This is a genomic window from Marinobacter sp. Arc7-DN-1, from assembly GCF_003441595.1.
In the GTDB taxonomy this organism is placed as follows: domain Bacteria; phylum Pseudomonadota; class Gammaproteobacteria; order Pseudomonadales; family Oleiphilaceae; genus Marinobacter; species Marinobacter metalliresistant.
The window spans coordinates 3377273-3403366 of record NZ_CP031848.1 but is presented as its reverse complement, the minus strand read 5'-3'; the positions used below and the strand labels follow the sequence as shown (position 1 = coordinate 3403366).

The window sequence follows — 26094 nt, the reverse complement described above, 5'->3', positions numbered from 1 at the left end:
CGGTTTGGTCAGAACAATATCATGGATGCCTTATGGTAAGATGACGCGCCTGATTTATGCGGTTTTTTTGGCATTCTCCAACTCAAGCCCGGAGTGTACAGATGATTCACCCCGTCATTATGGCTGGCGGCACCGGCTCAAGGCTCTGGCCGATGTCCCGGCAGCTGAACCCGAAACAGTTCCTGAAACTGACCAACGGCCCCCTGTCGATGCTGCAGGCCACCGTGGCGCGGCTTGAGGGCATGGGCGCAGCGAACCCGCTTCTGATCTGCAACGAAGAGCACCGGTTTCTGGCGGCAGAACAGATGCGCCAATCCGGCCACGAAGATACCCGCATTATTCTTGAGCCGTGCGGACGCAATACCGCCCCGGCTATTGCACTGGCCGCCCTCCAGTTGTCTGAATCCGTGGAAAACGGCGCCGATGATCCCCTGATGCTGGTACTGGCGGCTGATCATCTGATCAAGGACGTCACAGCCTTTCAGGAGGGCGTCAAAAAGGCCATCCCCCTGGCCCGGGAAGGTAAACTGGTTACCTTCGGCATTGTCCCCCACCATCCGGAAACCGGTTATGGCTACATACACCGAGGCACCGAACTGGGCCCGGACAGCTATGCGGTTGACAAATTTGTCGAAAAACCGGACCAGGCAACCGCGAACAGCTACCTCGATTCCGGAGAATACCTCTGGAACAGCGGCATGTTCCTGTTCGGTGCCCGCCGGTATCTTGAAGAACTCGAAGCATACCGTCCCGATATCCTCACCGCCTGCCGCGCCGCCATCGCCGATACTGCCGATGACCTGCACTTTACCCGGGTCAATGCCCAGCGCTTTGCCGAATGCCCCTCCGAATCCGTTGACTACGCGGTGATGGAGAAGACCGGCAAGGCCGCCGTGGTTGCCCTGGATGCCGGCTGGAGCGATATCGGGTCATGGTCGGCGCTTTGGGCCGTCAGCGACAAAGACCCGAACGGCAACAGTCTGACCGGGGATGTGATTACCCACCAAACGTCCAACACCCTCGTGCGCGCAGACAGCCGTCTGGTGGCGACCGTTGGCGTGGACAACCTGGTTGTCATTGAAACCAAGGACGCGCTGCTGGTGGCCCACAAAGACAGCGTTCAGGACGTGAAAACGGTCGTTGAGCAGATAAAAAATGATGGCCGACACGAACACATGAACCATCGGGAAGTCTACCGGCCCTGGGGGGTTTATGACTCCATCGATAACGGTGCCCGGTATCAGGTCAAACGGATTACGGTGAAACCCGGAGCCAAACTGTCGGTGCAAATGCATCACCATCGCGCCGAACACTGGATTGTGGTCAGCGGTACAGCCCGCGTCACCAATGGCGAAAAAACCTATCTGGTCACGGAAAATCAGTCTACCTTCATCCCCGTTGGGCAAGTACATTCCCTTGAAAATCCTGGGGTCATCGATCTGGAGCTGATTGAGGTGCAGTCTGGCTCTTATCTGGGCGAAGATGACATCGTAAGGTACGAGGACCGGTACGGCCGAAAATGAGCAAGTTCAAGTATTTCGTAATCGCCGGTCTGCTCAGGATTGCCGGCTGGCTTTCTCTTGCCGGCGCCCAGCGGGCTGGCCGATTCGTTGGCTACCTGGTGTGGAGGCTGCCAACCCAGTCACGCCAGGTGACCGACATCAACCTCTCGATCTGCCTGCCCGAGTTCTCCGGGCCCGAGCGCGCAGCCATGTCAAAAGCATCCCTGGCCCAGACCGGCATGACCATGCTGGAAGTTCCTCTGATGTGGGAATGGCCGGTGGAGAAATGCCTTGGCCTGATCCGGGAAACCGAAGGCCTGGAACTGATTGACCAGGCCATGGCCGGCAACAGGGGGCTGATCCTGCTCGCGCCCCATCTCGGAAACTGGGAACTGGCCGGCCTCTTTTTTTCCTCACGCTACAAAATGGCGGCACTTTACAGCCCTCCCAATATGCCCGAATTAGAAGACTACATGATCAAGGTCCGGGGGCGCGTCGGTTCCGAGCTCGTACGGGGCGACCGGCGCGGGCTGGCCCGACTGGCCTCCATCCTGCGGGAAGGTGGCGTTGCCGGCATCCTGCCGGACCAGTCACCCCGGGGCAAAGGTAATGCCTTTGCACCCTTCTTTGGCATGGAAGTAAAGACCATGACGCTCGTCTCCAGGCTCATTCAACGGACCGGAGCCAATGTTCTGATCACCTACGCCGAACGTCTGCCCGATGCTGAGGGCTTTCGCATCGTGGTCCGGGAAACCGGGCCTGGCCTCGGTGACAGTGATCCGGTTGTCGCGACGACCGCCATGAATCACGCCATTGAACAGTGCGTCCGGGAAATTCCTGAACAGTATCAATGGGAGTACAAACGGATGCGTCATCGGCCACCGGGAGAGATCAACCCCTACAACCCGGATCGCGTATGCTGAGCCCGAGACTGTCGTTCCATGCACTGCTGATGATCGGGCTGGGGGGCGCACTCCTGTCGTCAAGCATTCTGGCCGGTGCCACCCTCTTGCTTGCTATCGCCGGGATTGCGCTCAGTGTTCGGAAATCGCTAGACAAAACTGGCTGGGACAAGCCCAAAGAGCTTCGACTGCTGCATTTCGCGTTCTGGTTCTTTGTTTTGGTAAGCTTTCTCTCGTGGGCCTTGGAAGGCTTCGATTATGAGGGCGGCAAAACATTTGGCACACACGCCCGGTTTATTCTGTTCTGGCCCTTGATCGTAGCCATGAGCTATGCCCGGATTGGAGCCCGAACCACATTTGTCGCCATCGGCCTGATAGCGGTGTCCATCATCGGGGTTTTCCTGGTCACCGTCGCCGCCCGGCAGGGTACCTTTGAACAGGTCCTGAATTCTCGCTTCGGCGGCGGCATCAACCCCATCAGCTTTGGCAATCTCGCCCTCCTCGGCGGTATGCTGACGATTGTTGCCGCCCTATTCTTCACCCGCGACAACCGCAGGGGCGTAGCAACGCTGCTCTTCCTGGCCGGAACAGCTGCCATCGTGATTTCCATGCTTTCGGAAACCCGCAGTAACCTGGTAGCACTACCGTTTCTCCTGGCCGCGCTTGTCCCGCTCTTTGGTAAACGCCTGCGCATCGCCGGCCTGGTCGCAATTCCCCTGCTCGTCACTGGCGCAATCGTAATCAGTGACCGCATGTCCCACTCACTGGAAGGCCTGCTTCATGATGGGGGGCTGGATACAGGGATGGAGATACGCCTGGAAGTCTGGGCGCAAGCCTGGAACATGTTCCGGGAAAGCCCCTGGACCGGGGCCGGCCTGGGCGGCTTCACCCATCGGATTGAATCGGAGGTTGAGGCCGGGAATCTGCCAAAGCACTTTATCGACTGCTGTACCGGCCACGCCCACAATGATTTGCTGAATGTTGCTGCAACCAGCGGCATCCCGGGCATCCTCAGCTGGGCGCTGCTCATTTTCATCCCACTCGCCATTTTTGCGCGCCACCTGTTCAGCCGTCATATTCCTACCGCGCACCTGGCAACGGCCGGCACCATGGTCTGTGCCGGATACTTTTTCTTCGGATTGACCGAAGCCACCTTCAACCGGAGCCTGTTTGTGACCTTCTACCTCCTCGCGGTTGCCTCCCTGGCCTCTGCAATGTTTACGGAACTGAGTGGGTCCTACGTTCGCAACAGGGCTCGCAAGGTCTCTGCGACGGTCATCACTAAAAACGAAGAAGACCATATTGCCGACTGCCTGACATCGGCACGACTGGTTGCCGACGAGATTATTGTCCTGGATAGCGGCAGCACCGACAGAACCGTAGAGATTGCCAGGGGATTGGCCGATGTCGTGGAGGTGACAGACTGGCCGGGGTTCGGGGTCCAGAAACAGCGAGCACTCGAGAAAGCCACGGGTGAATGGGTATTGTCTCTGGATGCGGATGAACGCATCACACCGGAGCTTGCCAGGGAAATCAACCACCACTTGTCAGACCCGGATGCAGATGCTTACAAGCTCCCCTGGGCGGTCACCATCTATGGCAGCCGCCTTGATTTCGGGCGCAGTGGCCGGGCCCCCCTTAGACTGTTTCGCCGACAAGGTGTGAGCTTCTCCGACGCGCTGGTCCACGAGCGGATACTGATTCCAGCCGGCCGGAAGATCAAAACCCTCCGTGGTCGCCTGACCCATTACACCCACCGGGATTTCGGGCACTCCCTGGAGAAGAGTGCCAAATATGCCTGGCTAGGCGCGATGGAAAAGCATCGGAGGGGCAAGAAAACCCGGACCATGATCTACCCGACGCTAAGAGGGCTAATGACTTTTGTACAGGTTTATTTTATCCGGTTCGGTTTTCTGGACGGTGCTGTGGGTTATCTTACCGCTGTGACGTACGCTCAGGTTACCTTTAATAAGTATGCGGGGCTGTGGACACTCGACAGATCTCAATCTGACACCTTCCATGAGTAACATCACATTTTATCTCAGGTGCCATCTTGTTGTTTTGATATTAACGACTCCTCTTGAACTACATCTTGGGTACTTCGTTGAAAACTAATATCGAGTCTGTTTTAAAGGGACGAACTTTCTCACTGGTGATGTTCACCTGTGTAGTCGGATTTGTTTTATTCAAGCGTTTCTATCGAGATTTGGGCGATATCTTTATCTTCCTGGTGGTGCTCGGAACCATCGCATCTGCATACTACAATTTTCGACTTGTAAAGAAAGACCCTATATTCATTGCATTCATTCTATCACTAATCGTCCCTGCAATAAGCTGGATCAACAGCAAGGTTCAAATACCTGAGCTTGCCAAAGACTCTCCATCCCCCTTCTTGTTTTATGACTTCTTTTTCTTCTGGTTTATCGCGTACTGGACTAATGGAAAGAACGAACGAATCGCTGCCATCCTTCTTGCCTATTGCCTGAGTGTCTTGGGAATCTACATTACTCATTCGCCTGATTTTACAGGGGAAATTGTACGCGGCCTTCGCGGTTCGCGTATTGATTTTGATGTTGTGAATGCTCAGTACACGTCACTTTTCGCGGGTTTTGGATTGATTTCGGCCGCATTTCTTTTTGTTATTAAGCTCAACCTTTCTCTTAGGCTTGAAGTTCTTAAAAAGCTCGGTGCAGCAACGTTTCTGGCATTCTTTATACTTGTTATTCTGATAACCCAGTCAAGACAGGTGTGGCTTGCTTTGGTCGCATGCTTTTTATTTGCTCCATTGGCACACAAATTAATATCTCATTCACGAGTATCAACACGTGCCACTGTCCTAACCTATTCTGCGTTTGCATTAATTATTGTCGCAGTCTCAAGTATCGATATTGTTGAGCAGCGGATAACAACGGAAAAACCCACCATAACGAAAATCGTAAACTTTGATCTGGAGTCCGTTCCCGACTCCGGCAGCATTGGTTTGCGAATTCACCTCTGGCTGGAGGCATGGGAGTGGATCAAGAAGCGCCCCATTCTGGGAAGCGGGGAAGATGCCAGGGAGTTAGTCATAACCGAATCCGAAAAGCTGCCGAAGCTCGTTCGGGATAACTTTACTCATTTGCACAACTCGCATTTAGAAACCCTCGTTAGCTTTGGGCTCCTGGGGGCCACTATCATTTATTTCGTGATCGTCTGGCCTCCCGTTTATACCACTATGGCATCTCCTCACTCAGTTCAAAAAACCTGGAAAGCATTTTCACTCATTGTTGTTATTTTCTGGCTGACCGTGAATTTCTTCGAGTCCTACTTCTACTCAGCAGACGGCATATTCATCTTTTCGGTTTTCTATGGGGTCGTGTACAGCTTCAGGTTTCCGACACCTGTAGCGAAGGGGGATCAGCCTCGGGAAAACCCTCGGAAAAAATATTTCTGCCAAACGTAAAGCTTTCCCCACACGCCAAGGTGCTTGGCTTTAACGAAGACCATTCCTCGAGAATCTTTCCAGCTGTGCTGGAACCAATGAACGAGATAGCTTTCGTCCGGGCACTCAAAGTGTATTGGTTCTTGCTGGTAAGGAAAAAAGTATTCTGCGGGCAGCAGCTTGCAACTCTCAACTTCAAGAAGCTTTCTATCCTTTATCAGGTGTGTTGCGATTTGCGGCCCGATATATAGAGGTGACCTCCATATTTCGTCTTCATAGAACCGGATTAACTCAGCCAGGATTCTTGAGTCAGGTTCTGCATAGATTGCTGCCGTGCCTAAATAGTCCCCTGTTTCGTAACCAATGACAAACTTTGCACCCGAAAACAGTGGGAAAGGATCCTTTCGGATCGTTACGTCTGTATCGAGATAAAGCCCTCCCTCTTCCTGAAGGATTTTCAAACGAAGGTAATCCGAAACGAAGGCATAGAGCCCTCGCTCGTAACATTCCTTCGCGAACGAGCAAGAGTCAATCCAATTCTGGATCCGATCATTCGAGTCGCTCCACAAGCAGTAATCGAACCCCATTTTCTTCCAGTCATCGAGGCAGGCGTGCGGCAAAGGTGGCATTTTATCGCCCAGCCAAATAGCATGAATCAAGTTAGGTATCATTGGCCCCCCTCCTCGATCTGTACTTACTGCCCAAGCAAAGATTATAGAAAAAGCGTCGCACCCTTTCACTCAACATAAACAGTTCTCTATTCAGCCGCATAGACAAAGGTCGGCGGCCGGTTTTTTGCTCATACCCAATAATGGACTCAAAACCGAAGTCATGGGATACAAAGCCTGGACTGATCCCCAAACACACCACATCGTTCTGCCAATATCGGTCCATGTAGATGTCCACGGGTAAAAAGATAGGATCGGCGGAAACAAGGAATTTCCGGGCGGCGGCTGGCGTCAGATAATACCCCATAGTGCTCATGGGCCCCTTGGTATATCTCAGGATATTGAACGGGCCAACCTCGCCTAATTTATATTTTTTATGGTTCCGAGTTTTATTGTCGAAAAGCCTCAGGCACTCGAAAGAGGGTGGCAAGGCAGGAAGAGCCTGAAGAAACAACCGGAAGCCCGCGGTGTCAAACACAACGTCATCTTCAAGGACCACATATTTCTTTTGATCTTTGATGCATCTGTTCCAGATATTGTAATGGCTCGCAAAGCATCCGAGCTGCCCCGGCGTCATCGGCTGCCCTTTGGCTCGCAGCCGTTTCGACTCATCGTACATGCTCAACGACGGGTCATTGTCTTTCCGTCCGTCAACACCCCAGAAGAACTCAAAGCCGATCCCTGCTTCATCCAGGGACCTTTTTATTCTGGTCTGTCTATCTGAGGATTGAGGTAAAGTTAACACCACCACTTTTACATCAGGATTCGCTAAAAAACTGGCCATTTAAAATCCGTATCCGAATTATTTTTTAAGGCCGACATCGGCTTCGCCATCGACTGGAACTTACCACAGCATCGCAGTCAGAGCTCAATGCACACAGAAACCTAGCCATGCGGAGCTGAGGCTCGAAGCTCGCGACGCAATCGTCGCCTAACCTTGAACTTTCTCAGCAGATTCAGCGGCTTTTTTCGCAACCCGGCCTGTTTAACGGTCACGAAGTCGCCTACTGCATTCAGTACTCGCTCGCTGGAGCGGCCGTCCCGAAAGCTGTGAAGATCCGAGCACAGAGCCCGAGTCGCATTCATCAGATCCTTTGGATACTGCAATGCTTTTTTAAGAGCGGGTTCTAGCTCTTCCACTTTGTCTACATCAATCAGATAGGGGCCTGGCATTTTCGTCCTGTAGGTGACCACTGGCCGATCCAGAAACATGAACTCGAACATGATTGAGGAGGTATCACACAGCATGACGTCCGCTGCAGGCAGAATTGGGAGCAGATCTTCATCACTCTCGACAAAACGCAGATTCTCGCCAGCCAGATTCCGGTACTGTTCGACCACACCGGCATCCATTTTGGGATGAAGGGTTACAATGAACCTCCAGCGACCACTTTGGGAAAGCTCGCCAATTTTTTCCACCAGGTCCGGCGCGGAAGTTACGGAACGGCTAAATGTTGATGCATAGAACACCACCGGCAACTCAGCTTCCGAACGCGGCCGTTTACCCCGAACCGGCTGGGATAACAACGGATCAAGCTTGGGCCACCCCGTATGGGCGACTGCAAAATGCCGGTGCTGCTCAGCCAGTTCCCGGAACTTAGCCGTATCCTTCATCGCGTGGGTACAGTATAGATCGAACCAGCCCCGGATCCGGTAATGATCACTGTCCTCTTCGCTGCTGTGGCCACGCTTGTTTCGTGCCATACCATGAAACACTTCAACCTTGATACCCGGAAAGAAATAAGGCACCCAGTCCCCGGGCACAAAGGTGGCATCAGCCTTGTAGTCCATCACCTCTTTAACGGTCGCGAGGCGACGCTCATCGGGCAGAAGGGGCGCTGTTGAGCAGCCGGCGACAAACCACGCTGCCTCATCGCCCCGCCGGCGAATTTCAGCCTGAAGCGGGCGAAGGATTGAATAGGAATAGGGTTGATTGACAAAAAAAAGATACCGGCGCATTCAGTCCCTGCCCGTCAGTGCTTTGTATAGCTCACCCGTCTCTCTGACGGTTTGTGAGGTGTGGAAATTCCGACCGATCCTTTCCCTCGCGGCTTGCCCAAGCCTCGACGCCAGTTCCCTGTCACGATATAGCCGGGCAATGGCGGCCGACAATTCTCCGGAATTGCTGGGGCCAACCACCAGGCCATTGGCCCCGTCTTCAACCAGTTCCGGCATGCCACCTACATTGGTCACGACAGGCGTCACCCCATAGGCCATGGCTTCGATAACGGCCCTGGGCAGCCCCTCGCGCTCTTTTGATGGCAGGACAAACACATTGCTGGCAGCGGCAATGGCAGGCGCATCAGTTCGGAACCCGGTAAAATGAATGCGCTCCGGATGAGAAGACCCGGCTGCCAGGGCCTGAAGTTCATCATTGTTGATCACATCCCCAACCAGCAGCAGGTGGACATCGACATCGGCCGGAAGCTCATCCATGGCATTGATCAGGACATCAAACCCCTTTCGGGGGCTGTTCCGCCCGGTACAACAAACCACGAAGGCATCGTCTGGCACGCCAAACTGCGTCAGGTCTGCCGGTGTAGCCTGGTACCACTCCAGGTCATGGCCTTTATAGATTCGCTGGAGCTTTGTGTCCGGAATGCGCATCCAGAGAAAACGCAGACTCGCCAGATAATCCCTGATCGCATCGGCAACACATACAATCCTGCTGACCCGCGGATGCAAAAAGGTAATCCAGGACTCCGGGTTAAGGAAGCTGATGTTTCCGATTACCCCACGGTAGGCCACCACCTTGATATCCGTTCCCCGGGAAGCACGAAGCCCGCAGGCCAGCGCCCTCGGGTTGTAGGCGTGAATCACCTCATAATGCTTCTTGGAAAGCTGATCACGGATGGCAGACACCCCGTCCTTGTCAAACCGGCTTTTCAAGGCCATGGGCTGGGCAACCATCCCTTCGTCCAGCAGGCGTTGATAGTTCCGGCCCTTGGGGTTGCACATAACGTCGAGATCAAAGCCGGCGCTCTTCAGACCGATAAAAAGCTCAGTCTCCGGACAATCACATGCATCGGTGAGACATAGGATTGACGGTAGCAATTCGCCCTGCTGTGGACTGGTCAAGTGGCCATTCCCCTGTTGTATCCGTTCAAAAATGAATTCCAGACCTGCTCCCGGGCCTGCGCACCGGCGACCTTTACCAGTGACCGGGAAAACCGCTCAAGGTTGGCCGCTTTCCAGCGGGCCCGGGTACCATTCCTCATGAGCCGACCTTTGTCGAAATCGATAAGAAAATACTCTCCGCGCCGGACAAGCACATTGAAACAGTTGAGATCCGCATGCATGACGCCGGCATCGTGAAACCGGCGAATGGTTGTCCCGAGCGATTCCCAGGCCTGACTGTCTAGCCTCAGAATCCACTCTGCCAGAGGCACGGTATCCTCAAGCTGCTCGATCATGATGGCAGCCCGGTATTGTACCGGTGAAAGCTTTCGGTACCAGGCCGCGACAGGGCGAGGTACCGGAAGCCCCAGTGTCACCAGCTTGTTCAGCAGACGGAACTCGGCAAAAGAGCGCACGTCAGATTCACGCACATAAGCGTAGGCATGTTGCGCTACCCTGGCCATCAATCCGCCGCGGCGATACTCCCGTAGAACCAGCCTGTCATCTCCGGCCCTCACAAACCAGGCGCCGCCACGGCCTCCGCTGCTCACTGGCCGGGCATTATCGCCCCAATAGTCGGCATTGAACCAGTCGGCAGTAACCCTGCCCCGGTAATCGGGATGAACCAGCATTGCAGAGCCTTGTTCCCGACTACAGATTTCAGACTCCACCATGCTGGGCACCCGCGGTCACCGAAACAATCCAAGAGGATGGACCGCACCCGCACGCGCCGGGACGGACACGTTCGAGTACGATAGAATGGCCGCCAGTTTACCAATGATTGCCGACAAAGCTCTACAGCCCCAGGCCACAACCTGAACCGGATCAAAACCTGATGAATTCCATCTGCATTCTTCGCCTGTCCGCCATAGGCGACGTGACCCACGTGATTCCTGTTGTTCTGAGCCTCCAGGAGCAGCTTCCCGGCGTGAAGATCACCTGGGTCATCGGCAAGATCGAAGCAAAGCTGGTCGGCGATTTGCCCGGCGTTGAATTTATTGTTTTCGACAAAAAGGCCGGCCGCAGGGGCTACTCCGATCTTCGCAAGAAGATGCAGGGTCGAAAATTTGATGCACTGCTTCACATGCAGGTGGCTTTTCGCGCCAATCTGGCGGCGGCGTGCATTCCGGCAGGCGTTAAAGTCGGTTACGACAAGGCCCGAAGCAAGGATTTACAAGGCTTTTTCATCAATCGCCGGATCAAGCCTGCGCCACGACAACACGTTCGTGATTGCCTTGCCAGTTTCCTTGAGCCGCTGGGGCTGACGGCCGCACCACCGCGCTGGCAAATTCCGATAAGCGAGGATGACCATGGCTTTGCCAGGGCTCAGTTGGCAAATGACCGAAGGAACCTTGTCATCAGCCCCTGTGCCAGCCACACACTGCGCAACTGGCCGGCCGAGCGCTATGCAAAGCTCGCTGACCATGCCATCCGGAAGCTCGGAATGAAGGTTATTCTGGTCGGTAGCCCCGCCCCGTTTGAAGCCGAGTATTGCGCCGCCATTGAAGCGGCGATGGCAGAGAAGGCGCACAACATCTGCGGCAAGGACACCCTGAAGCAACTGGCCGCCCTGATGACCCACGCTGACCTGGTAGTGGCGCCTGATACCGGGCCGGCGCATATTGCCAGCGCCGTTGGCACGGATGTACTGGGACTGTATGCGGCAAGTAACCCTTATCGCTCGGGACCCTACAATTCGCAGGAGTGGTGCGTGAACCGCTATCCGCAAGCGCTGGAGACATTCACCGGGAAAACGGTCGAGCAGGCACGCTGGGGCGCCAAGGCAGAGTATGAAGGGGCTATGGAGCTGATCACGGTGGCGGATGCAACGGATATGCTGGATCGGTGGATTGAAGCTCACCCGGTGGGCAAAGCTGAAAACGGGGTCAGATGAAAGCGTTCATCTGACCCCAGATCTCTGACCCCGGATTTCACTTGCGGGCAGTGTAGTCCTGGTAGGACTTTTCTTCCACGAAACGGGAGCCCAGCGCCAGGTTCACGTCTTTCTTGATGGCAGCGCGCCTGTCGTTGGTGACATAAACCGCACGCGCCAGCTCAATGAATCTCGGCCCGAAGTCCCGGGCGGCTTCCTGGTCTCGGATGTCGTCTTCGATCACCCAAAGTTCTTCGTTAACAGCCTTCAGCTGCTTGCGCAGGCCGGCGATTTCGGACGCCTTGTCCTTTACCGCGTCATCCCAGGTGGCATTCAGTTCGCCCAGTTCAAGCCGAACATTCCTGAGCTTCGCCTCATCCTTGATGCGCTCGGACTTGATTTCGAGAATGGTGATCTTGTCCAGCACTTCGCCAAACGATACCGGCACCTTGATTACATCTGCCATTTGCTCGTCCCGCCAATGAATAGGGTTTACAAAAAAACAAAACCGCCGGGCTGAAACAGTCAGCGGCGGCTTGCGAACCTTCTGAAATCAGCCTTTAACGTGAGTCAGCCAGCGGCTGTGCTCGGCCAGCTTGCCCTTCACCGCATCAAAGTACATCGACTGGAGCTTCTCGGTTACCGGACCACGCTTGCCGGCGCCAATGATCCGGCCGTCCAGCTCACGGATCGGAAGCACTTCAGCAGCGGTGCCGGTAAAGAAAGCCTCGTCGGCGATGTAAACCTCATCACGGGTAATCCGGCGCTCTTTAACCGGAATATTCAGATCCCGGGCAAAATCAAGGATCGTCGCACGGGTGATACCCTCAAGGCAGGAGGTCAGTTCCGGTGTATGCAGCACGCCGTCGCGCAGGATGAAGATATTCTCACCGGAGCCTTCGGCAACATAACCTTCGTTGTCCAGCAGCAGGGCTTCCTCGGCACCACCGGAGATGGCTTCGTTCAGCGCCAGCATCGAATTGATGTAGTTGCCGTTGGCTTTGGCCTTGCACATGGTGATGTTGACATGGTGGCGGGTGTAGGAAGAGGTGCGCACCTTGATCCCCATTTCTCTCGCCTCCGGAGACATGTAGGAGGGCCAGCTCCAGGCCGCAACCATCACGTGCACCTTGAGGTTATCGGCGCGCAGCCCCATACCTTCGGAACCGAGAAACGCCATCGGGCGCATATAGGCTTCATCCAGATTGTTTTCACGTACTGCCGCGCACTGGGCTGCGTTCAACTCATCTTTGCTGAACGGCATCTTCATGTTCAGGATGTGAGCGGAGCGGAACAGGCGGTCGGTATGTTCTTTCAGGCGGAAAATAGCCGGACCGTTCGCGGTGTTGTAGGCCCGCACACCTTCAAAACAGCCCAGGCCGTAATGCAGGGTGTGAGTCAGGACGTGGGTTTTGGCTTCGCGCCAGGGAACCATTTCACCATCCAGCCAGATAACGCCATCGCGATCAGCCATCGACATGCTTCGTTGCTCCTAAAAAAGCAGTTTTCGGGGAACCGGCATTCTAGCAGGAAATTCTGCCGGAATTGAATTTGCCTCAAGCATCAATCATCACTTTTTTCCACATCGCACGGATGTACTCACGCTCCTCCAGAAAGGCGTCACCTTCTATCTGGCTGTTGAGGTTCTGGAGCGCCCGACGGTGAATAGTGGAACGCAAGGCTATGAAGGTTTTCCGTAATTTTTCAGCGTCTTCAACGGTCATCACGCCGGCTCTGCCCAACTCTTCCATCTGACGGATGTTATCGGACCACTGGGTCAGCTCGGGATGCTCGGCACACCAGGCCAGCATCAGGTACTGGACCATGAACTCGATATCAATGATGCCGCCGGCATCATGCTTGATATGGAATACCTCGGCCTGCCGGCTCTCCGGTGTGCCCAGGCTGGCCCGCATTTTCTCTCGCATCTCGACCACATCCGCGCGAAGCTTGTCGCGATCCCTTTGCTGGCAGAGGATGTCGTGCCGGATAGATTCAAACGCTTCCAGGGTTTCCGTGCAGCCGGCGACGCCCCGGGCGCGGGCCAGGGCCTGGTGTTCCCAGGTCCAGGCATCTTCGCGCTGATATTTTTCGAAGGCTTGCAGTGTACTGACCAGCAGGCCGGAATTGCCGGAGGGCCGCAGGCGCATATCCACTTCGTAGAGTTGGCCGGACGGCGTCTGGGTATTGAGGATATGAACAATCCGCTGCCCCAGTCGGGTATAGAAAACCGCATTGTCTATCGGCTTCTCACCGTCGGTGGCCAGCTCTGGATCGGCGTTGTGCACGAAGACCAGGTCAAGATCGGAGGTATAACCCAGCTCGATCCCGCCGAGCTTGCCGTAACCGATGATCGCGAAATCCGTCTCGCAGGCCGAGCCATCGGCTTTTCCCGGGTAGCCGTGGCGGCTGACCAGATTGGCGAAGGCCACATCCACCACGTGGTCCAGGACCACCTCGGCGATCCAGGTCAGATAATCGCTGACTTTCATCAGCGGCAGCGTACCTTTCAGCTCGGAAGCTGCGACCCTCAAAATATGGGCCTTTTTGAAGTGGCGCAGGGATTCCATCTGCTCTTCAAGATCCTCAAAGGGAATCCGCAACATCTGCTGTCGAAGGTCGTCCTGCAGCTCTGCTTTTGCCGGAGGGTTGTAAAGGCTCTCGGCGTTAAGCAACTCATCCAGCAGCAATGGCGTTTCCGCCAGCTGGCGGGCGATCCAGGGGCTTTCACTGCACAGGCCGACTAACTGCGTGCGTGCGCCCGGGTTTTCGAGCAACAACACCATATAAGCAGTACGCCGCAAAATCGCCTCTACCAGCTGCAAGACCCGGGACAGGGTCTCCGAGGGGTTATCAACCCGGGTGAGCGCTTCCAGAAGAACGGGCATGAACTGATTAAGCCGTTTCCGGCCCTGGGTCTGCAGCGTCTGAACCGTGCGGTTTTCGCGTAGCTCGGCAAGCTCGGCAGAACTTGCCTCCGGATTCTCATAGCCCCGCGACTTCAGCCACTCGATGGCGGTGTTTCCATCCATTTCCGCCAGCCAGAGCTCGAACCAGCCTTCATCCAGAGATGCCGGGCCTTCCTCTTCGTTCTCTTCAGTGGCAATGATATTTGAGAAGTGGGTGGCAACACGCGCCCGATGCTCCCTGAGCGCTTCCTCACAGGCTTGCCAGCGTTCAAACCCCATGATCATGGCAACACGGGCCCGGGACAAATCGTCCTCCGGCAAAAGCTGGGTCTGCTTGTCCTCCACGCCCTGAAGGGCATGCTCAAGGTTACGCAGGAACACGTAGGCGTCACGGAGCTCCCGGACAACCGTCGGCGGCAGTAATTCCAGGGCTTCAAGCTCCTGCAGAATCACCAGCAACTCCCGCTGCTGGAGCTCCCGGTCACGGCCACCGCGAATCAGCTGGAATGCCTGGACCACAAACTCGATCTCGCGGATACCGCCGCGGCCCAGCTTGATGTTATTTTCCAGCCCCTTGCGCCGCACTTCCCGGCTGATCATGGCCTTCATACTGCGCAGGGACTCAAAGGCACTGAAATCGATGTATTTGCGGTACACGAACGGCCGCAGGCTTTCCATCAGCACCTGCCCCGCCCGCTGATCCCCGGCCACCACCCGGGCCTTGACCATGGCGTAACGCTCCCAGTCGCGCCCCTGGTCCTGATAGTAGGTTTCCAGGGCAGCAAAACTCAGAGCCAGGGCGCCGCTCTGGCCATAGGGCCGCAGGCGCATATCCACGCGGAACACGAACCCGTCTGCCGTGATCTGGTCCAGGGCCTGTATCAGCCGCTGGCCCAGGCGGACGAAAAACTGCTGATTGTCGAGGGAGCGCGGCCCTCCCTGGGTCTCGCCCTTGCCCGGAAAGGCAAAGATCAGGTCAATATCCGACGACACGTTCAGCTCACGACCGCCCAGCTTCCCCATCCCGAGAACAACCATTTTCTGGTCTGCCTCTTCGCCCGTCACCGGGTCCGCTCCCCTGGGCGTGCCATACTGTTCACAGGAATCCCGGTAGAGCCAGTCCAGTGCGCCATCAATGCAGATCTCGGCGAAGGCGCTGGTGGCTGCCATGGTCTCGGCCAGATCAGCCCAGCGCATCAGGTCCCGCCAGATCATCCGGAACTGGGATTCCCGGCGGAACCGGCGCAAGGCGGAATGCAGCGCCGGCTCACCGTCCACTTCGTTCAGATACTCCTGCCATCGCCGGTCCAGATACTCAGGGGTTGTCGGCTCCGTCAGCAGCCTCGACTCGAGCAGGGTCTGCACCTGCTCAGGGTGCCGTTCAAGGGCCTGGCGCAGGAACGGACTCCGGGACAGCGCATCGGCCACCACAGCCTCGCTGATTTCGTCATCCGAAATCAGCCATCCCGGAACTCCGCCCGGAAACACCGAGTGCCAGCACGCGGCGACATCGTCGGCCAGCGGTTCCGGAAGGCTGTGCCATGGCTCGGACATAATGCAAACCCCTGTCTCTCTGTTATATTTCGAGTACTGTATAACGAACCCACCCGCAACTGAACAGGCCGAACCGACGGATGCAGAGAAACCGCCGCCCGCTAAACCCCGAGCATCAAGCAACACACCTCCCTATGGGGGGCTTGATCCGCCATCGGATGAAGCGCCTGTTCCTGATACTCGCCGGCCTGCTGGTGCTGCAGATCCTGGTTATCTGGACTGTCGAGGACCTGACCCTGTTTGAATCGGTCTGGATCACCATGACAACGATATCCACGGTGGGCTATGGCGATTTCGCACCGAAAACCTACGCAGGCCGCATCAGCACCATACTGATCATGTTTGTTGGCGCAATCACCATGCTGACGCTAATCATAAGTGATTACATCGAGTACCGGTTCTATCGCCGGGAACGCATTCTGATGGGAAAATGGATCTACAAAATGAACGACCATATCGTGATCATTAACACCCCCAAGCACGGCGGCGAACAGTACTTCATACGGTTTGCCTCCCAGATTCGCGGGATACCAGACTATGAAACCATTCCAATCATGATCCTGACGCGGCAGTTTCCCACGGGCCTGCCAACCGAATTATCCGACATCGGGGTAGTGCACTATCACGGTGCCGGTTTTGAAGCGGAGTCTCTGAAAGCGGTTCACGCAGGCAGCGCGAGACACATTATCGTGCTTGCCGCCGATGAAGCCGATCCCTATTCGGACAGCCTGACGTTCGACATCGCCCATCGATTGGCAGAGCTGAATCTCGGAAATCACACCATCGTTGAATGTGTAAACGACGACAACCGGGCGCGCTTCAAGGCACTGGGAATACGAACAACCATCCGCCCGGTGCGGACCTACCCTGAGATCATGGTGCGTTCAGTGGTAGCGCCGGGTTCGGAAAAGGTTCTGGAAGACCTGTTCAACTACGAACACGACCACCCCCACCGATACGACCTGAAACTGGACGACCTGAACTGGGCCGATATCGTCAGTGCCCTGGTACGCCATGGCATCGGCACCGCCCTGGCCTTTATTGATGCGGACAACGAAGTGGTCTGCCACCCGTCAACCGACCAGGTGGTTGAGGGTAAGGGGTTGATCGTACTGGTCAACTCCAGTGAAACGCCCGATGTGCAGCTGGTGGAGGAGGCCCTTGCGCGCTACCGCGAATTCATTAATAAGTGGCACGATCTGCAGGAACAGGCTGCGAAGGAAGAAAATTCAGCAAACCAGTGTCCTTGACAAATATTTGACGGATTTTTGTCAAGGATACTAGCCTGCGGCAATCGCCAACTGAAGCTGCCCCAGCTCCTTGCCTGAAACCAGATCACTGACCGCCGGGCCGTCGGCCAGGGCAGTCACCACCTTTTCGTACAGTTCCCCGACGCCGCGCTCACCGGCCAGCCGGCCAATCGCATCCAGACGTTCCCTGCCAAAGCAAAGGGGCTGACCGGTCAGCCATGAAACACTCAGAAGGAACAGAAAATCATTCACTGCCAGATCAGATTTCCCCCCCGGCTCTGGAGCCGGATGATAAAGCCCCGCAAGATGGTACCCCTGCTCTGCCTTGCTGACCAGGTTCAGGAACACCGGCACTTCGTCCGCCAGCCTACGCGCCCATGGGAGCAGTGCCGACGAATCCCCCGACTTGAGCTCAAATTCAATCTCATTAAGCGGAAGCGACTGGCCTCCGGCCACAATCGCACCGGAATCGATGGCCACCTCGATCACACTGTCCTCTTGGTCAATCACAAGCACGCGACGCTCAAAGTTGGTCTCGAACACCGGCTGCAGTTCGGCAAGATTCACGCCCTGGCCCACCGGCGTATCCGCAATCAGGCCCAGTTTGAGTTCTGGGCCAACGAGCGGCCACTCCCATTCCTGGCGCCGGTGGGCACCATCCACGAACTCGCCCCGGGCTTTCAGGGTCTGGATGAACTGGTCACCGGCCTGACGAATCCGCAGGGCCACCTTCCGGCGATTGAGGTCTCCGGCAGGCGTGTCGAAGTAACGGTTGACCAGCGTCTTCCCGGTGCCCGCCCTGACGCCTTTCTGGGCCGAGAGCCATTCTCCGGCCTGGTTCAGGGCGTCCGGGGTGAGAGTTAACTTGATTTCCAGTTCTTCCGCCATGGATTTTCCACCGGTATTGAGGGGGGAGTATTGCCCGGCCCTTAAAAGTGATTTTTTGTTCAAACTCGATTAAAGAAGGCGACCTACTATAACGCACTGCTGACAAAACTGATCCACTGATGGAATAAGGAGGCATGGTAAACGTCCCAACCTACCCTCACCAGCAACAAGACCCATTACACGAATGAGTCAAAAGGCTCCCGGGCGACCCGGACAAGCCCCCGTTTGCGGACTCAGGGGCTTGTCCGCGGCAATCAAACCACGGATTCAGGTAACAGCTAAAACCGGCTTCCTGTTCAAGCTCGTTTAAGAAGGGGGAGCTACCCTAGCTTGCCGCTAACCGAACCAATCCACGAACGGGATAAGCAGATATGGGAAATATACCGAGACGGCTTTGTCGATTACTGGTCGTGTCTGTGGTGGGCGCCGCTCCGGCCTGGACCCTCGCAGGCGCAAGCGTATCTCTGAGCGATTACCAGGAGATGAGGGCGGAGCAGGCCCTTTCGTTGGACGAAGCGCTGACCACGGCCTTTGACAACAACCCGGCTTTAGCACTGCAAAAATCGCGGGTTGCCGGGCAGCGTGGGCAGGTTGTGCACTCCGGCCGGCTGACACCAAGCAATCCGGTGATTGAGGTCCAGGGAGAAAAATACCCCTCGCGAATTCCGGATAATGTCAACTACCAAATCCGGCTTAGCCAGGAAATCTGGATGGGTAACAGGAGGGACCTGGGAAGAGATCGGGCGACAAGCGAGCTGACTGCCACCGAGCAGGATCTTGAGTTTTTACGAATCGCGACGGCGGCCCGCGTACGCTCCGCATTTTTCAACGTGGTTTTGGCCAGGGAAGAGCTGGCGACCGCAAAACGGGCGGTCGACCTCATGGAGCAGACCAGTGAATTGATTGAGGCTTCGTACCGCCGGGGCAAAATGACAAAAATGGACGTCAATACCGCTGTGATCGGACTGGCAAGGGCAAAAAGTCAGAAAGCAGCCGCGGGCCGGAGGCTTGAGGACCGGCGACTGGAACTGGCGGAAGTGCTTGGGGTGGATCCCCGGCTCCCACTTGATGTCAGGGGCGACTTCAGTCCGACATTGACCGATCTCCCGGAGGAGGATCGGTTGATAGAGATGGCCCTGCAACAGCGAGCGGACCTTCAGGCAGCCGCGAAACGAATTGCCGCCAACGAGTCAGCACTGGACATCGCCGAAAGCCTGACAATACCCAACCTGGAGGTGTTTGGCTTTTATCAGCGCGATCTGGGAGACAACGTGGTGGGTGGCGGAGTATCGATTCCGCTGGCCATCACGCACCGTTACAGGGGGGAGCGCATGGATGCCGCCGCCGGACTGCAAACCGCCGAGATTGAAGCGGAAAGCCTGAAGTTATCGATAAAGCGCAGCGTGTTGTCGGCAATCGCTCAGTACAAGGCGGCAAGAACTCAGCTTGAGCAGATGAGCGAATCGATCCTGAGGCGCTCCGAAGAGACCTTGCAACTGATGCAGCAAGCGCTTGCCGCCGGCAAGGTCGGCGCGGCAAGCCTGTTGTCTGCCCAGGATAATCTCCTCTCGGTACGCAACGAATACATCCAGGTTCAGAAAGATTACATCCGGGCAACGCAAGCTCTGGAGATCGGCACTGGCGGGGCGGTTTCCATGGGCGTATCACCTTAGCGGGCCCTTGTCGTTTACCCATCTCAAGTTCCAACTTTTCCCAAGGGATAATCTTATGCTGCAGAAAAAAATCGTTACCTGTCTGACGGCCGTCCTGCTGGCTCTGGGTTTGCCGGCGACAGGATATGCACAAGAAAGCAATCATCAGGATGAAAAAATCGAGCAACACGAGCCCGCTGGCGCAGACGAACATGCGGGTGAGGAAGCCCAGGACAAAAGGCGCATCCACCTGACCTCTGAACAGGCTGCGCTGCTTGATATTGAAACCATGCCGGCGCCCTCCGGCCGCGCCGAGTCTCTGGTTTCAGCTCCGGTTGAAGTTCAGTTTGTTCCCAGCCAGGTCGCAACCGTTGGTCCGTTACTGGAGTCCAAAGTGGCCGAAATCAAAGTCGATCTCGGCGATAAGGTCCGTAGCGGGGATGTGCTGGCGATCCTATCAAGTGTCGAACTCGCGGATATTCGTTCCAGGCTCAAGTCGCTGGAAGCCCGCAAAGTGACGGCCGAAGCCGAATTCAAACGGGAAAAAGAACTTGAGGAACGAGGAATCTCCAGTGAAGAGGACTACCTCTCGGCAAGAGCGTCTTACCTGACTACCGTTGCGGAACTTGAAGCAACCCGGGAAAAGCTGAAGATCTTCGGAGACAGTGCCGCGGGCAATGGGGGGCTTGCCGGCTACGCTCTCAGGTCTCCGATATCCGGCGTCGTTGAAAAGCTGGATGTCAGTATCGGCCAGACACTGACACCAACCGATACGCCCTTCATGGTAGTAAATACCTCCTCTGTCTGGGCAATGATCAAAGTCAGCGAGACCGACATTGGCCAGGTGAGCCCCGGAGACGAAGTACGGGTTACGATCAGGGGCAGGTCGGAATCCCATCACCCCGGAAAGGTGACGTGGATTTCAAGCGTTCTGGATCGCGAGTCTCGCACCATAGCTGTCCGCGCCGAAATCAAAACCCCGGACTCCAGGCTACGACCCTACAGCTTTGCAACGGCCGAAATCATGACACAGCCGGAAAGCACGGTCCCGCTGGTTCCCCGGGATGCCGTGCAGACCATTGATCAGCAGGACGTTGTTTTTGTGCCGGGAAAAGAGCGGGGAGAGTATGAAGCCGTCCCGGTCACGCTTGGCGATGAGGCCAATGGCTGGATAGAAATCCGCTCGGGAATTGAACCGGAAACACAGGTTGTATCCTCGGGTGCTTTCGATCTTATGTCCGCCATAACGTCCAGCGGTCGCAGCGCAAGCCATGGCCACTAAGCCGGAGAACCTATGATCAACGCTATTGTAAACTACGCACTGAACAACCGGCTGATGACAATCGTGGCTGCTTTGGCAGTTATCGTGGCCGGCTATTTTTCATTCAATAAATTACCGGTGGATGCGTTTCCAGATGCCACGCCAACCATGGTGCAAGTCTTCACAACCAGCCCGGGGCTGTCTCCGGTTGATGTCGAAACACTGATTTCCTACCCGATTGAAATCAGCATGTATGGCATTCCCAAACTGGAAAAGGTGCAGAGTACCTCTATCTTCGGCCTGTCCCGGGTGACCATCTATTTTGAGGATGGTACTGACATCTATTTTGCCCGCCGGCTCGTTATGGAACGCCTGGCGGAAGCAAAAAGACAGATACCCGAAGGGATGGGTGAGCCTGAGTTAGGGCCTATCACCACCGGGCTTGGCCGGATTCTGATGTATTCGCTTGTTGAAGAAGAAGGGAAAAACTTCAGCCTGCAGGAGATGCGCACGATTCAGGACTGGATTATCAAGCCCCAGTTACGGACGGTGCCGGGTGTGACTGGCGTACTGTCGATTGGCGGTGACGTCAAGCAGTATCAGGTCAATATCGATGCCAGGGCCCTGCAGGCACGAGACCTGACAGTCGCGGATGTGCGCCAGGCGCTGGCGGGCAACAACCGGAACGTCGGCGCCTCATTCATAACCCGGGGTGGCGAAGAATATATCGTTCGTGGCTACGGGTGGATCAATCCCGGAAAGGAAAGCCTGGACGACATCCGGAATGTTATCGTATCGAGGCCTAATGATACGCCCATCTATATAAAGGATGTTGCCTCAGTCGCCCTGGGGCCTGCCATCCGCCGGGGCGCTCAGGTTTCCGACGGCAAAGAGTCGGTTGGCGGCTATGTCATGAAGCTGATTGGCACCAACACGAGCAAGGTGCTGGAAGACGTCGACAAGAAGATTGCCGAACTGAACGAGTCGTTGCCCGAGGGCCTGTCCATAAAGCCTTACTACTCGCAGGCAACGCTGGTCGAAAAAGCAATTGGTACCGTCGAAAAGGCACTGCTCGAAGGCGCTATTTTTGTTCTGGCATTTCTCTATCTTTTCCTTGGCAACATCCGCTCCACGCTGATCGTTGTGCTGACACTTCCGCTCTCGGTACTGATCGCATTCATAGCAATGAGTTTTACCGGCTTGTCCGCAAACCTGATGAGCCTGGGCGGGCTCGCAATCGGTATCGGCATGATGGTCGATGGCGCCGTGGTAATGATCGAGAATATATTCCGGCACCTTGAGGAGCGATCAACCGAGCAGATCAGCATCGCACGCCTTGTGGGTGAAGCTGCACGGGAGGTAGCGCGGCCTATCGTTTTTGCCATTGGCATCATCATCATTGTCTTCCTGCCTCTGTTTACCCTGCAGGGTGTGGAAGGGAAGCTGTTTTCCCCGATGGCCTATACCATCAGTTTTGCCCTGATCGGCGCCCTGATCCTGGCGCTTACACTGGTGCCCGCGCTGGCGTCACTTGCGTTCAAAATGGGTGTCGTACACAAGGAGCCACGTTTGGTGCAGGCCCTGGGCTGGCTCTACGAACCGGTGGTCAACACCGTGGTAAAGGCCCCCAAGCTGGTGATGGGCATTGCTGTTCTTGCTTTCGCCGGGAGCCTGTTTCTCTTTCCGTTCCTGGGCAGCGAGTTTGTACCAACCCTTCGCGAGGGCACGTTTCAGTTGCGCTCCACCCTGCCGCCAGGTGCCAGCCTGGACTCAGCCATCAGTTATGGGAAACGCATTCAGGAAGTTCTCGAGGATTTCCCCGAGGTAACGGAGAGCTACGCACGCGTGGGTCGGGCAGAAGTTGGTGGTGACCCGGAGCCGGTGAATGTTGTGGCAACCCTCATAACCCTTAAGCCCCTGGATCAATGGCCGGACGGTTTGAGCTATGAGGAGTTACAAGGCCGAATAGCGGAAGCGTTAAATGAGAAAATACCTGGCCTCGCGAATAACATGTCGCAGCCCATTCAGCTCAGGACAGACGAGCTTTTGTCCGGTGTGCAGGCGCAATTGGTCGCGAGTATTTTTGGCGACGATCTCAAGGAACTGTCCCGAATCGGCAAAGAAGTCGAGGCCCTGGCCAAGGAAGTACCTGGCGCAACCGATGTTCGATCTCAGCAGATGGCGGGGAAAAAGCAGATTGTAATCCGTCCGGATCGTAATGCCCTGGCGCAATACGGCATCAGCGTTGATCATGTGATGGAAACCGTCGAACTGGGTATCGGTGGCGGAACCTCCGGGCTGGTGTTTGACGGGGTTCGCCGGTTCGAGATCTATGCGCGCCTGCAGGAACAGTTCCGGGGTTCACTTGATGAGATTCGCGAGCTGCCTCTGCGGGGCGCCAGCGGCGAAATGATTCCGCTGAAACGTGTTGCAGGCGTGACCACCTACGCGGGGCCGAAGAAAATCTCGCGCTCAAACGCCAGCCGCCGGCTTTATGTTCAGATGAATGTGCGCGGCCGTGATATGGGCGGGGTTGTTGAAGAATTGCGTGCCCGGATCAAACAGCAGGTTGAAATGCCCCCGGGCTATTTCGTGGAGTTCGGTGGCCAGTTCGAAAATCAGCAGCGGGCGATGGCGCGCCTCCAGGTTGTGGTGCCAATTACCCTGGCGCTGATATTCCTGCTGTTATACTCGGCCTTCGGCAGCCTGCGCTATGCCACGCTTATTTTTCTCAACGTACCATTCGCCGTCACTGGCGGAATCGTTGCCCTGTTTGTGACCGGACTGTACTTGTCGGTGCCGGCGGCGGTCGGCTTCATCGCCGTATTCGGTGTCGCCGTACTGAATGGCGTGGTGATGGTAAGTTACATCAACCAGTTGAGAGACCAGGGCTACGAAGTAATGGAAGCCGTAAAGCTGGGAGCCAAGCGCCGCCTGCGCCCCGTCCTGATGACGGCATCCGTCGCGATTCTCGGCCTGGTGCCGCTTCTGCTGGCGGACGGAATAGGCTCAAACGTCCAGCGCCCTCTTGCGACAGTCGTGGTCGGAGGGTTGATTACGTCGACCTTGCTGACGCTTGTCGTGTTGCCAAGTATCTACCAGTGGTTTGCAATGAAGCGTGAGGAAGTCGACCTTTAACGGCAAGGAGTGATTCAGATGTACGAAATAAAAGCTTATGTTCGTAAAGCCATGAGCGAACTTGTCATAGATGAAGTGGCTAAACTGGCCGGGGTTGCCAGTATAGCCGTTGTGTCACTGAGCGAATTTGGCCACACTGTCAATGACGGCAGCCAGATGGCGAAAGTCGAGATGGTCAAGCTGGAAGTGGATGTTGATAGCGAGTCAGCCGCCGATACGGTGGCTGATACCATTGTTCGGGCTGGCCGCACTCAGGAAGGCCACCCCGGAGATGGCAAGGTCCTGATTTCCAGGCTGGCAAAAGCAATACGCATCGATGACGGTGTATCAGGGCCGGAAGCTCTCCGGGCCCGGTCAGTGTAGAAGCAGGACAGGGACTGAAGGCTGAAAACCTTCAGTCCCTGTATTTTAGATAGTTTCCGGTATTAATCCGCTTCCCTCCGTATTCATATGCAACACTCCTGAAACCCCATGCGGTGCTCTCCAATGAACCCCCCGAAAACTTATAAGCGCCTACAAGATAACATAAGCACTTTTCGTAACTGGTGGGGGCGCCGCTCAATCAGAAAAACGCTTTTTTCCTACCTTTTTCCAATGGGCCTTGCATTTATGCTTGTGGTATGGATCTCCCATCAGCTTCTCATTGGTTATTTACATGAAGAATTGCATCGAAGCAGGCTGGAAGCTCAACTCTCTCAGTTCACAGAGCTACTGGCTGGCTCGGGCCAGCTGACTGACAATAAAATAAAGCAGATCGTCAATTCGGGAGACCAGGGGAGTTATATTTTTTCAGTAAACTCCGGAGAGAGTATTGTTGTCTCTGAGAAGACATTCCTGGATGTTGTAAAAAACATCCTGTCAGGTGATGAGCGTGGAATAATACATTATAACGATAAAGACCATACATTGCTGGGGATCGCATCGGAAATCGACATAGGCGGCAAAAAAATACAAATTTTGGTTCTGGAAAAAGAAAATTATAAGCCAGCTATTTCGGATGATGTGCATTTAGTCATTGGGGTTGTCGCACTCGCATTGTTTTTTTCCATTATTTTTTTCATATATCTGAGCGTAAATACCGCCCTGAAACCACTGGGGGATTTGAGTGTTCAGTTGTCTGAGTTAAAGAATGGTCGCCGGACACGCCTGGCGGAGGATTCACCCGTGGAGTTCAGAGAGGTTGTAGTTGATTTCAATCATCTTCTTGAGGTTCTGGACAGGCGTCTGAAGCGCTCCAGAAGATCAATGTCCGATCTCTCGCACAGTATCAAGACGCCTTTAACCGTTGCTATCGCGATCACAGGCGATCAGGAAACCCCCATTGAACACGATGACCGGGAATTTCTTCATGCCAAATTATCCGAACTTCGGAAAATCATTGACGCCCAGATGAGAAGAGCCGAGATGTCGGGGCAATATTCAGGAAAGCCCATAAAGGTTGTGGAAAAGGTTGAGGCAATCATTGATGTTGTGCGGAGAATCTACCCACGGAAAAGCTATTTATTGAAAAAAGACTTGCCTGATGATTTTTTCTGGCCAATCGATGAGCATGACTTTAATGAAGTAGTTGGCAATATTCTTGATAATGCAGCAAAGTGGAGCGATGGCAGGATCGATATAACATTGGCCCAGGAAAAAAATATGTTTAAAATAATGATAGAAGACGACGGGCCGGGCGTTGCGCAGGATAATCTGGACCAGTTAACAAAGAGAAAACGGCGGCTTGATGAGCAAACACCTGGCTATGGCCTTGGGTTGTCCATCGTAGATGAAATCGTGGACAATTACTCCGGTAAACTGATTTTTTCAAAGTCGAAAATGGCAGGGCTTAGAGTGGAGGTAATATTTTCCGCCAGCAAGCTCAATCCGGCTTTCTCATAAGGGGGTAGAAATAACGCCCATGTTCTGGCGTATTACCATGAGGCATTGGCACCCCTCAACGGATGAACATTTAAGGAG

At 55.3% G+C, this 26094-nt stretch carries 20 protein-coding genes; 11 read left to right on the top strand and 9 right to left on the bottom strand.

Annotated features, from left to right (window positions below):
- The first annotated feature begins 101 nt into the window (after window positions 1-101).
- From D0851_RS16020 to D0851_RS16005, 4 genes are all read left to right on the top strand, one after another.
- Window positions 102-1523 (top strand): mannose-1-phosphate guanylyltransferase/mannose-6-phosphate isomerase, encoded by a 1422-nt coding sequence (locus D0851_RS16020; protein WP_117619520.1) that lies wholly within the window; start codon window positions 102-104, stop codon window positions 1521-1523.
- Entirely contained in the window at window positions 1520-2425 is a 906-nt protein-coding gene (locus D0851_RS16015) for a lysophospholipid acyltransferase family protein (RefSeq protein WP_117619519.1), read from the top strand. The genes D0851_RS16020 and D0851_RS16015 overlap by 4 nt, the downstream gene beginning before the upstream one ends.
- Window positions 2419-4431, top strand: coding sequence for an O-antigen ligase family protein (locus D0851_RS16010; RefSeq protein WP_117619518.1), 2013 nt, complete (start codon window positions 2419-2421; stop codon window positions 4429-4431). Before D0851_RS16015 ends, D0851_RS16010 begins: the two co-directional genes overlap by 7 nt.
- 77 nt (window positions 4432-4508) lie before the next feature.
- Window positions 4509-5846, top strand: a complete 1338-nt coding sequence (locus tag D0851_RS16005) for an O-antigen ligase family protein (protein WP_162893761.1) — start codon at window positions 4509-4511, stop codon at window positions 5844-5846.
- Here the strand turns inward: D0851_RS16005 and D0851_RS16000 are convergent.
- The 5 genes from D0851_RS16000 to D0851_RS15980 all read right to left on the bottom strand — a co-directional run bounded on the left by D0851_RS16000 (window position 5801) and on the right by D0851_RS15980 (window position 10284).
- Window positions 5801-6496 carry a glycosyltransferase family 32 protein gene (locus tag D0851_RS16000; RefSeq protein WP_117619516.1) on the bottom strand — a complete coding sequence of 232 codons (696 nt, stop codon included), beginning with the start codon at window positions 6494-6496 and terminating at the stop codon, window positions 5801-5803. The two genes, D0851_RS16005 and D0851_RS16000, sit on opposite strands and share 46 nt — an antisense overlap.
- The gene (locus D0851_RS15995; protein WP_117619515.1) at window positions 6486-7277 is read right to left on the bottom strand and encodes a glycosyltransferase family 25 protein; all 792 of its coding nucleotides are present in this window, start codon (window positions 7275-7277) and stop codon (window positions 6486-6488) included. The genes D0851_RS16000 and D0851_RS15995 overlap by 11 nt, the downstream gene beginning before the upstream one ends.
- Before the next feature lie 101 nt (window positions 7278-7378).
- On the bottom strand, window positions 7379-8452 hold the full coding sequence (locus D0851_RS15990) for a CDP-glycerol glycerophosphotransferase family protein (RefSeq protein ID WP_117619514.1): 1074 nt from the start codon (window positions 8450-8452) through the stop codon (window positions 7379-7381).
- Window positions 8453-9571: a glycosyltransferase family 4 protein gene (locus D0851_RS15985; RefSeq protein WP_117619513.1), complete on the bottom strand. Its 1119-nt coding sequence runs from the start codon at window positions 9569-9571 to the stop codon at window positions 8453-8455. It abuts the gene before it with no gap.
- Window positions 9568-10284 carry a 3-deoxy-D-manno-octulosonic acid kinase gene (locus D0851_RS15980; protein ID WP_117619512.1) on the bottom strand — a complete coding sequence of 239 codons (717 nt, stop codon included), beginning with the start codon at window positions 10282-10284 and terminating at the stop codon, window positions 9568-9570. Before D0851_RS15980 ends, D0851_RS15985 begins: the two co-directional genes overlap by 4 nt.
- A 161-nt stretch (window positions 10285-10445) precedes the next feature.
- Here D0851_RS15980 and D0851_RS15975 point away from each other — a divergent pair, with 161 nt between their 5' ends.
- The gene (locus D0851_RS15975; RefSeq protein ID WP_117619511.1) at window positions 10446-11504 is read left to right on the top strand and encodes a glycosyltransferase family 9 protein; all 1059 of its coding nucleotides are present in this window, start codon (window positions 10446-10448) and stop codon (window positions 11502-11504) included.
- 37 nt (window positions 11505-11541) lie between these two features.
- On the opposite strand, the gene D0851_RS15970 is transcribed toward D0851_RS15975, so the two are convergent.
- From D0851_RS15970 to glnE, 3 genes are all read right to left on the bottom strand, one after another.
- Window positions 11542-11949, bottom strand: coding sequence for a DUF6165 family protein (locus D0851_RS15970; protein ID WP_117619510.1), 408 nt, complete (start codon window positions 11947-11949; stop codon window positions 11542-11544).
- Between the two features lie 87 nt (window positions 11950-12036).
- Window positions 12037-12963, bottom strand: a complete 927-nt coding sequence (locus D0851_RS15965) for a branched-chain amino acid transaminase (RefSeq protein WP_117619509.1) — start codon at window positions 12961-12963, stop codon at window positions 12037-12039.
- Window positions 12964-13039: 76 nt separating this feature from the next.
- Complete coding sequence (glnE, locus tag D0851_RS15960; RefSeq protein ID WP_117619508.1) at window positions 13040-15946, bottom strand: bifunctional [glutamate--ammonia ligase]-adenylyl-L-tyrosine phosphorylase/[glutamate--ammonia-ligase] adenylyltransferase; 2907 nt, start codon at window positions 15944-15946, stop codon at window positions 13040-13042.
- An 80-nt stretch (window positions 15947-16026) separates the two neighbouring features.
- Between glnE and D0851_RS15955 the strand changes: the two genes are divergently transcribed.
- Window positions 16027-17196, top strand: a complete 1170-nt coding sequence (locus D0851_RS15955; protein WP_117619507.1) for a potassium channel protein — start codon at window positions 16027-16029, stop codon at window positions 17194-17196.
- 30 nt (window positions 17197-17226) lie between these two features.
- Here D0851_RS15955 and D0851_RS15950 read toward each other — a convergent pair whose 3' ends face one another.
- Complete coding sequence (locus D0851_RS15950) at window positions 17227-18084, bottom strand: CYTH domain-containing protein (RefSeq protein WP_117619506.1); 858 nt, start codon at window positions 18082-18084, stop codon at window positions 17227-17229.
- A gap of 371 nt (window positions 18085-18455) precedes the next feature.
- Here D0851_RS15950 and D0851_RS15945 point away from each other — a divergent pair, with 371 nt between their 5' ends.
- From D0851_RS15945 to D0851_RS15925, 5 genes are all read left to right on the top strand, one after another.
- Window positions 18456-19757 (top strand): TolC family protein, encoded by a 1302-nt coding sequence (locus D0851_RS15945; protein ID WP_227539327.1) that lies wholly within the window; start codon window positions 18456-18458, stop codon window positions 19755-19757.
- A 55-nt stretch (window positions 19758-19812) separates the two neighbouring features.
- The gene (locus D0851_RS15940) at window positions 19813-21018 is read left to right on the top strand and encodes an efflux RND transporter periplasmic adaptor subunit (RefSeq protein WP_117619504.1); all 1206 of its coding nucleotides are present in this window, start codon (window positions 19813-19815) and stop codon (window positions 21016-21018) included.
- A 12-nt stretch (window positions 21019-21030) separates the two neighbouring features.
- A complete protein-coding gene (locus tag D0851_RS15935; RefSeq protein ID WP_117619503.1) occupies window positions 21031-24135 on the top strand; it encodes an efflux RND transporter permease subunit in 3105 nt (1034 codons plus the stop codon).
- Window positions 24136-24153: 18 nt separating this feature from the next.
- Window positions 24154-24498: a P-II family nitrogen regulator gene (locus tag D0851_RS15930; RefSeq protein WP_117619502.1), complete on the top strand. Its 345-nt coding sequence runs from the start codon at window positions 24154-24156 to the stop codon at window positions 24496-24498.
- A gap of 123 nt (window positions 24499-24621) precedes the next feature.
- Window positions 24622-26016 carry an ATP-binding protein gene (locus tag D0851_RS15925; RefSeq protein WP_162893760.1) on the top strand — a complete coding sequence of 465 codons (1395 nt, stop codon included), beginning with the start codon at window positions 24622-24624 and terminating at the stop codon, window positions 26014-26016.
- Window positions 26017-26094: the final 78 nt, after the last annotated feature.

Excerpts from the sequence above, each read along its gene's own strand:
- D0851_RS15965 (WP_117619509.1), bottom strand. The coding sequence starts at position 12,963 with ATGTCGATGGCTGATCGCGATGGCGTTATCTGGCTGGATGGTGAAATG.
- D0851_RS16020 (WP_117619520.1), top strand. The coding sequence starts at position 102 with ATGATTCACCCCGTCATTATGGCTGGCGGCACCGGCTCAAGGCTCTGG.
- D0851_RS15925 (WP_162893760.1), top strand. The coding sequence starts at position 24,622 with ATGAACCCCCCGAAAACTTATAAGCGCCTACAAGATAACATAAGCACT.
- glnE (WP_117619508.1), bottom strand. The coding sequence starts at position 15,946 with ATGTCCGAGCCATGGCACAGCCTTCCGGAACCGCTGGCCGACGATGTC.
- D0851_RS15950 (WP_117619506.1), bottom strand. The coding sequence starts at position 18,084 with ATGGCGGAAGAACTGGAAATCAAGTTAACTCTCACCCCGGACGCCCTG.
- D0851_RS15975 (WP_117619511.1), top strand. The coding sequence starts at position 10,446 with ATGAATTCCATCTGCATTCTTCGCCTGTCCGCCATAGGCGACGTGACC.
- D0851_RS15940 (WP_117619504.1), top strand. The coding sequence starts at position 19,813 with ATGCTGCAGAAAAAAATCGTTACCTGTCTGACGGCCGTCCTGCTGGCT.
- D0851_RS15970 (WP_117619510.1), bottom strand. The coding sequence starts at position 11,949 with ATGGCAGATGTAATCAAGGTGCCGGTATCGTTTGGCGAAGTGCTGGAC.
- D0851_RS15980 (WP_117619512.1), bottom strand. The coding sequence starts at position 10,284 with ATGGTGGAGTCTGAAATCTGTAGTCGGGAACAAGGCTCTGCAATGCTG.
- D0851_RS15990 (WP_117619514.1), bottom strand. The coding sequence starts at position 8,452 with ATGCGCCGGTATCTTTTTTTTGTCAATCAACCCTATTCCTATTCAATC.
- D0851_RS15935 (WP_117619503.1), top strand. The coding sequence starts at position 21,031 with ATGATCAACGCTATTGTAAACTACGCACTGAACAACCGGCTGATGACA.
- D0851_RS16015 (WP_117619519.1), top strand. The coding sequence starts at position 1,520 with ATGAGCAAGTTCAAGTATTTCGTAATCGCCGGTCTGCTCAGGATTGCC.
- D0851_RS15955 (WP_117619507.1), top strand. The coding sequence starts at position 16,027 with ATGCAGAGAAACCGCCGCCCGCTAAACCCCGAGCATCAAGCAACACAC.
- D0851_RS15995 (WP_117619515.1), bottom strand. The coding sequence starts at position 7,277 with ATGGCCAGTTTTTTAGCGAATCCTGATGTAAAAGTGGTGGTGTTAACT.
- D0851_RS15945 (WP_227539327.1), top strand. The coding sequence starts at position 18,456 with ATGGGAAATATACCGAGACGGCTTTGTCGATTACTGGTCGTGTCTGTG.
- D0851_RS15930 (WP_117619502.1), top strand. The coding sequence starts at position 24,154 with ATGTACGAAATAAAAGCTTATGTTCGTAAAGCCATGAGCGAACTTGTC.
- D0851_RS16000 (WP_117619516.1), bottom strand. The coding sequence starts at position 6,496 with ATGATACCTAACTTGATTCATGCTATTTGGCTGGGCGATAAAATGCCA.
- D0851_RS16010 (WP_117619518.1), top strand. The coding sequence starts at position 2,419 with ATGCTGAGCCCGAGACTGTCGTTCCATGCACTGCTGATGATCGGGCTG.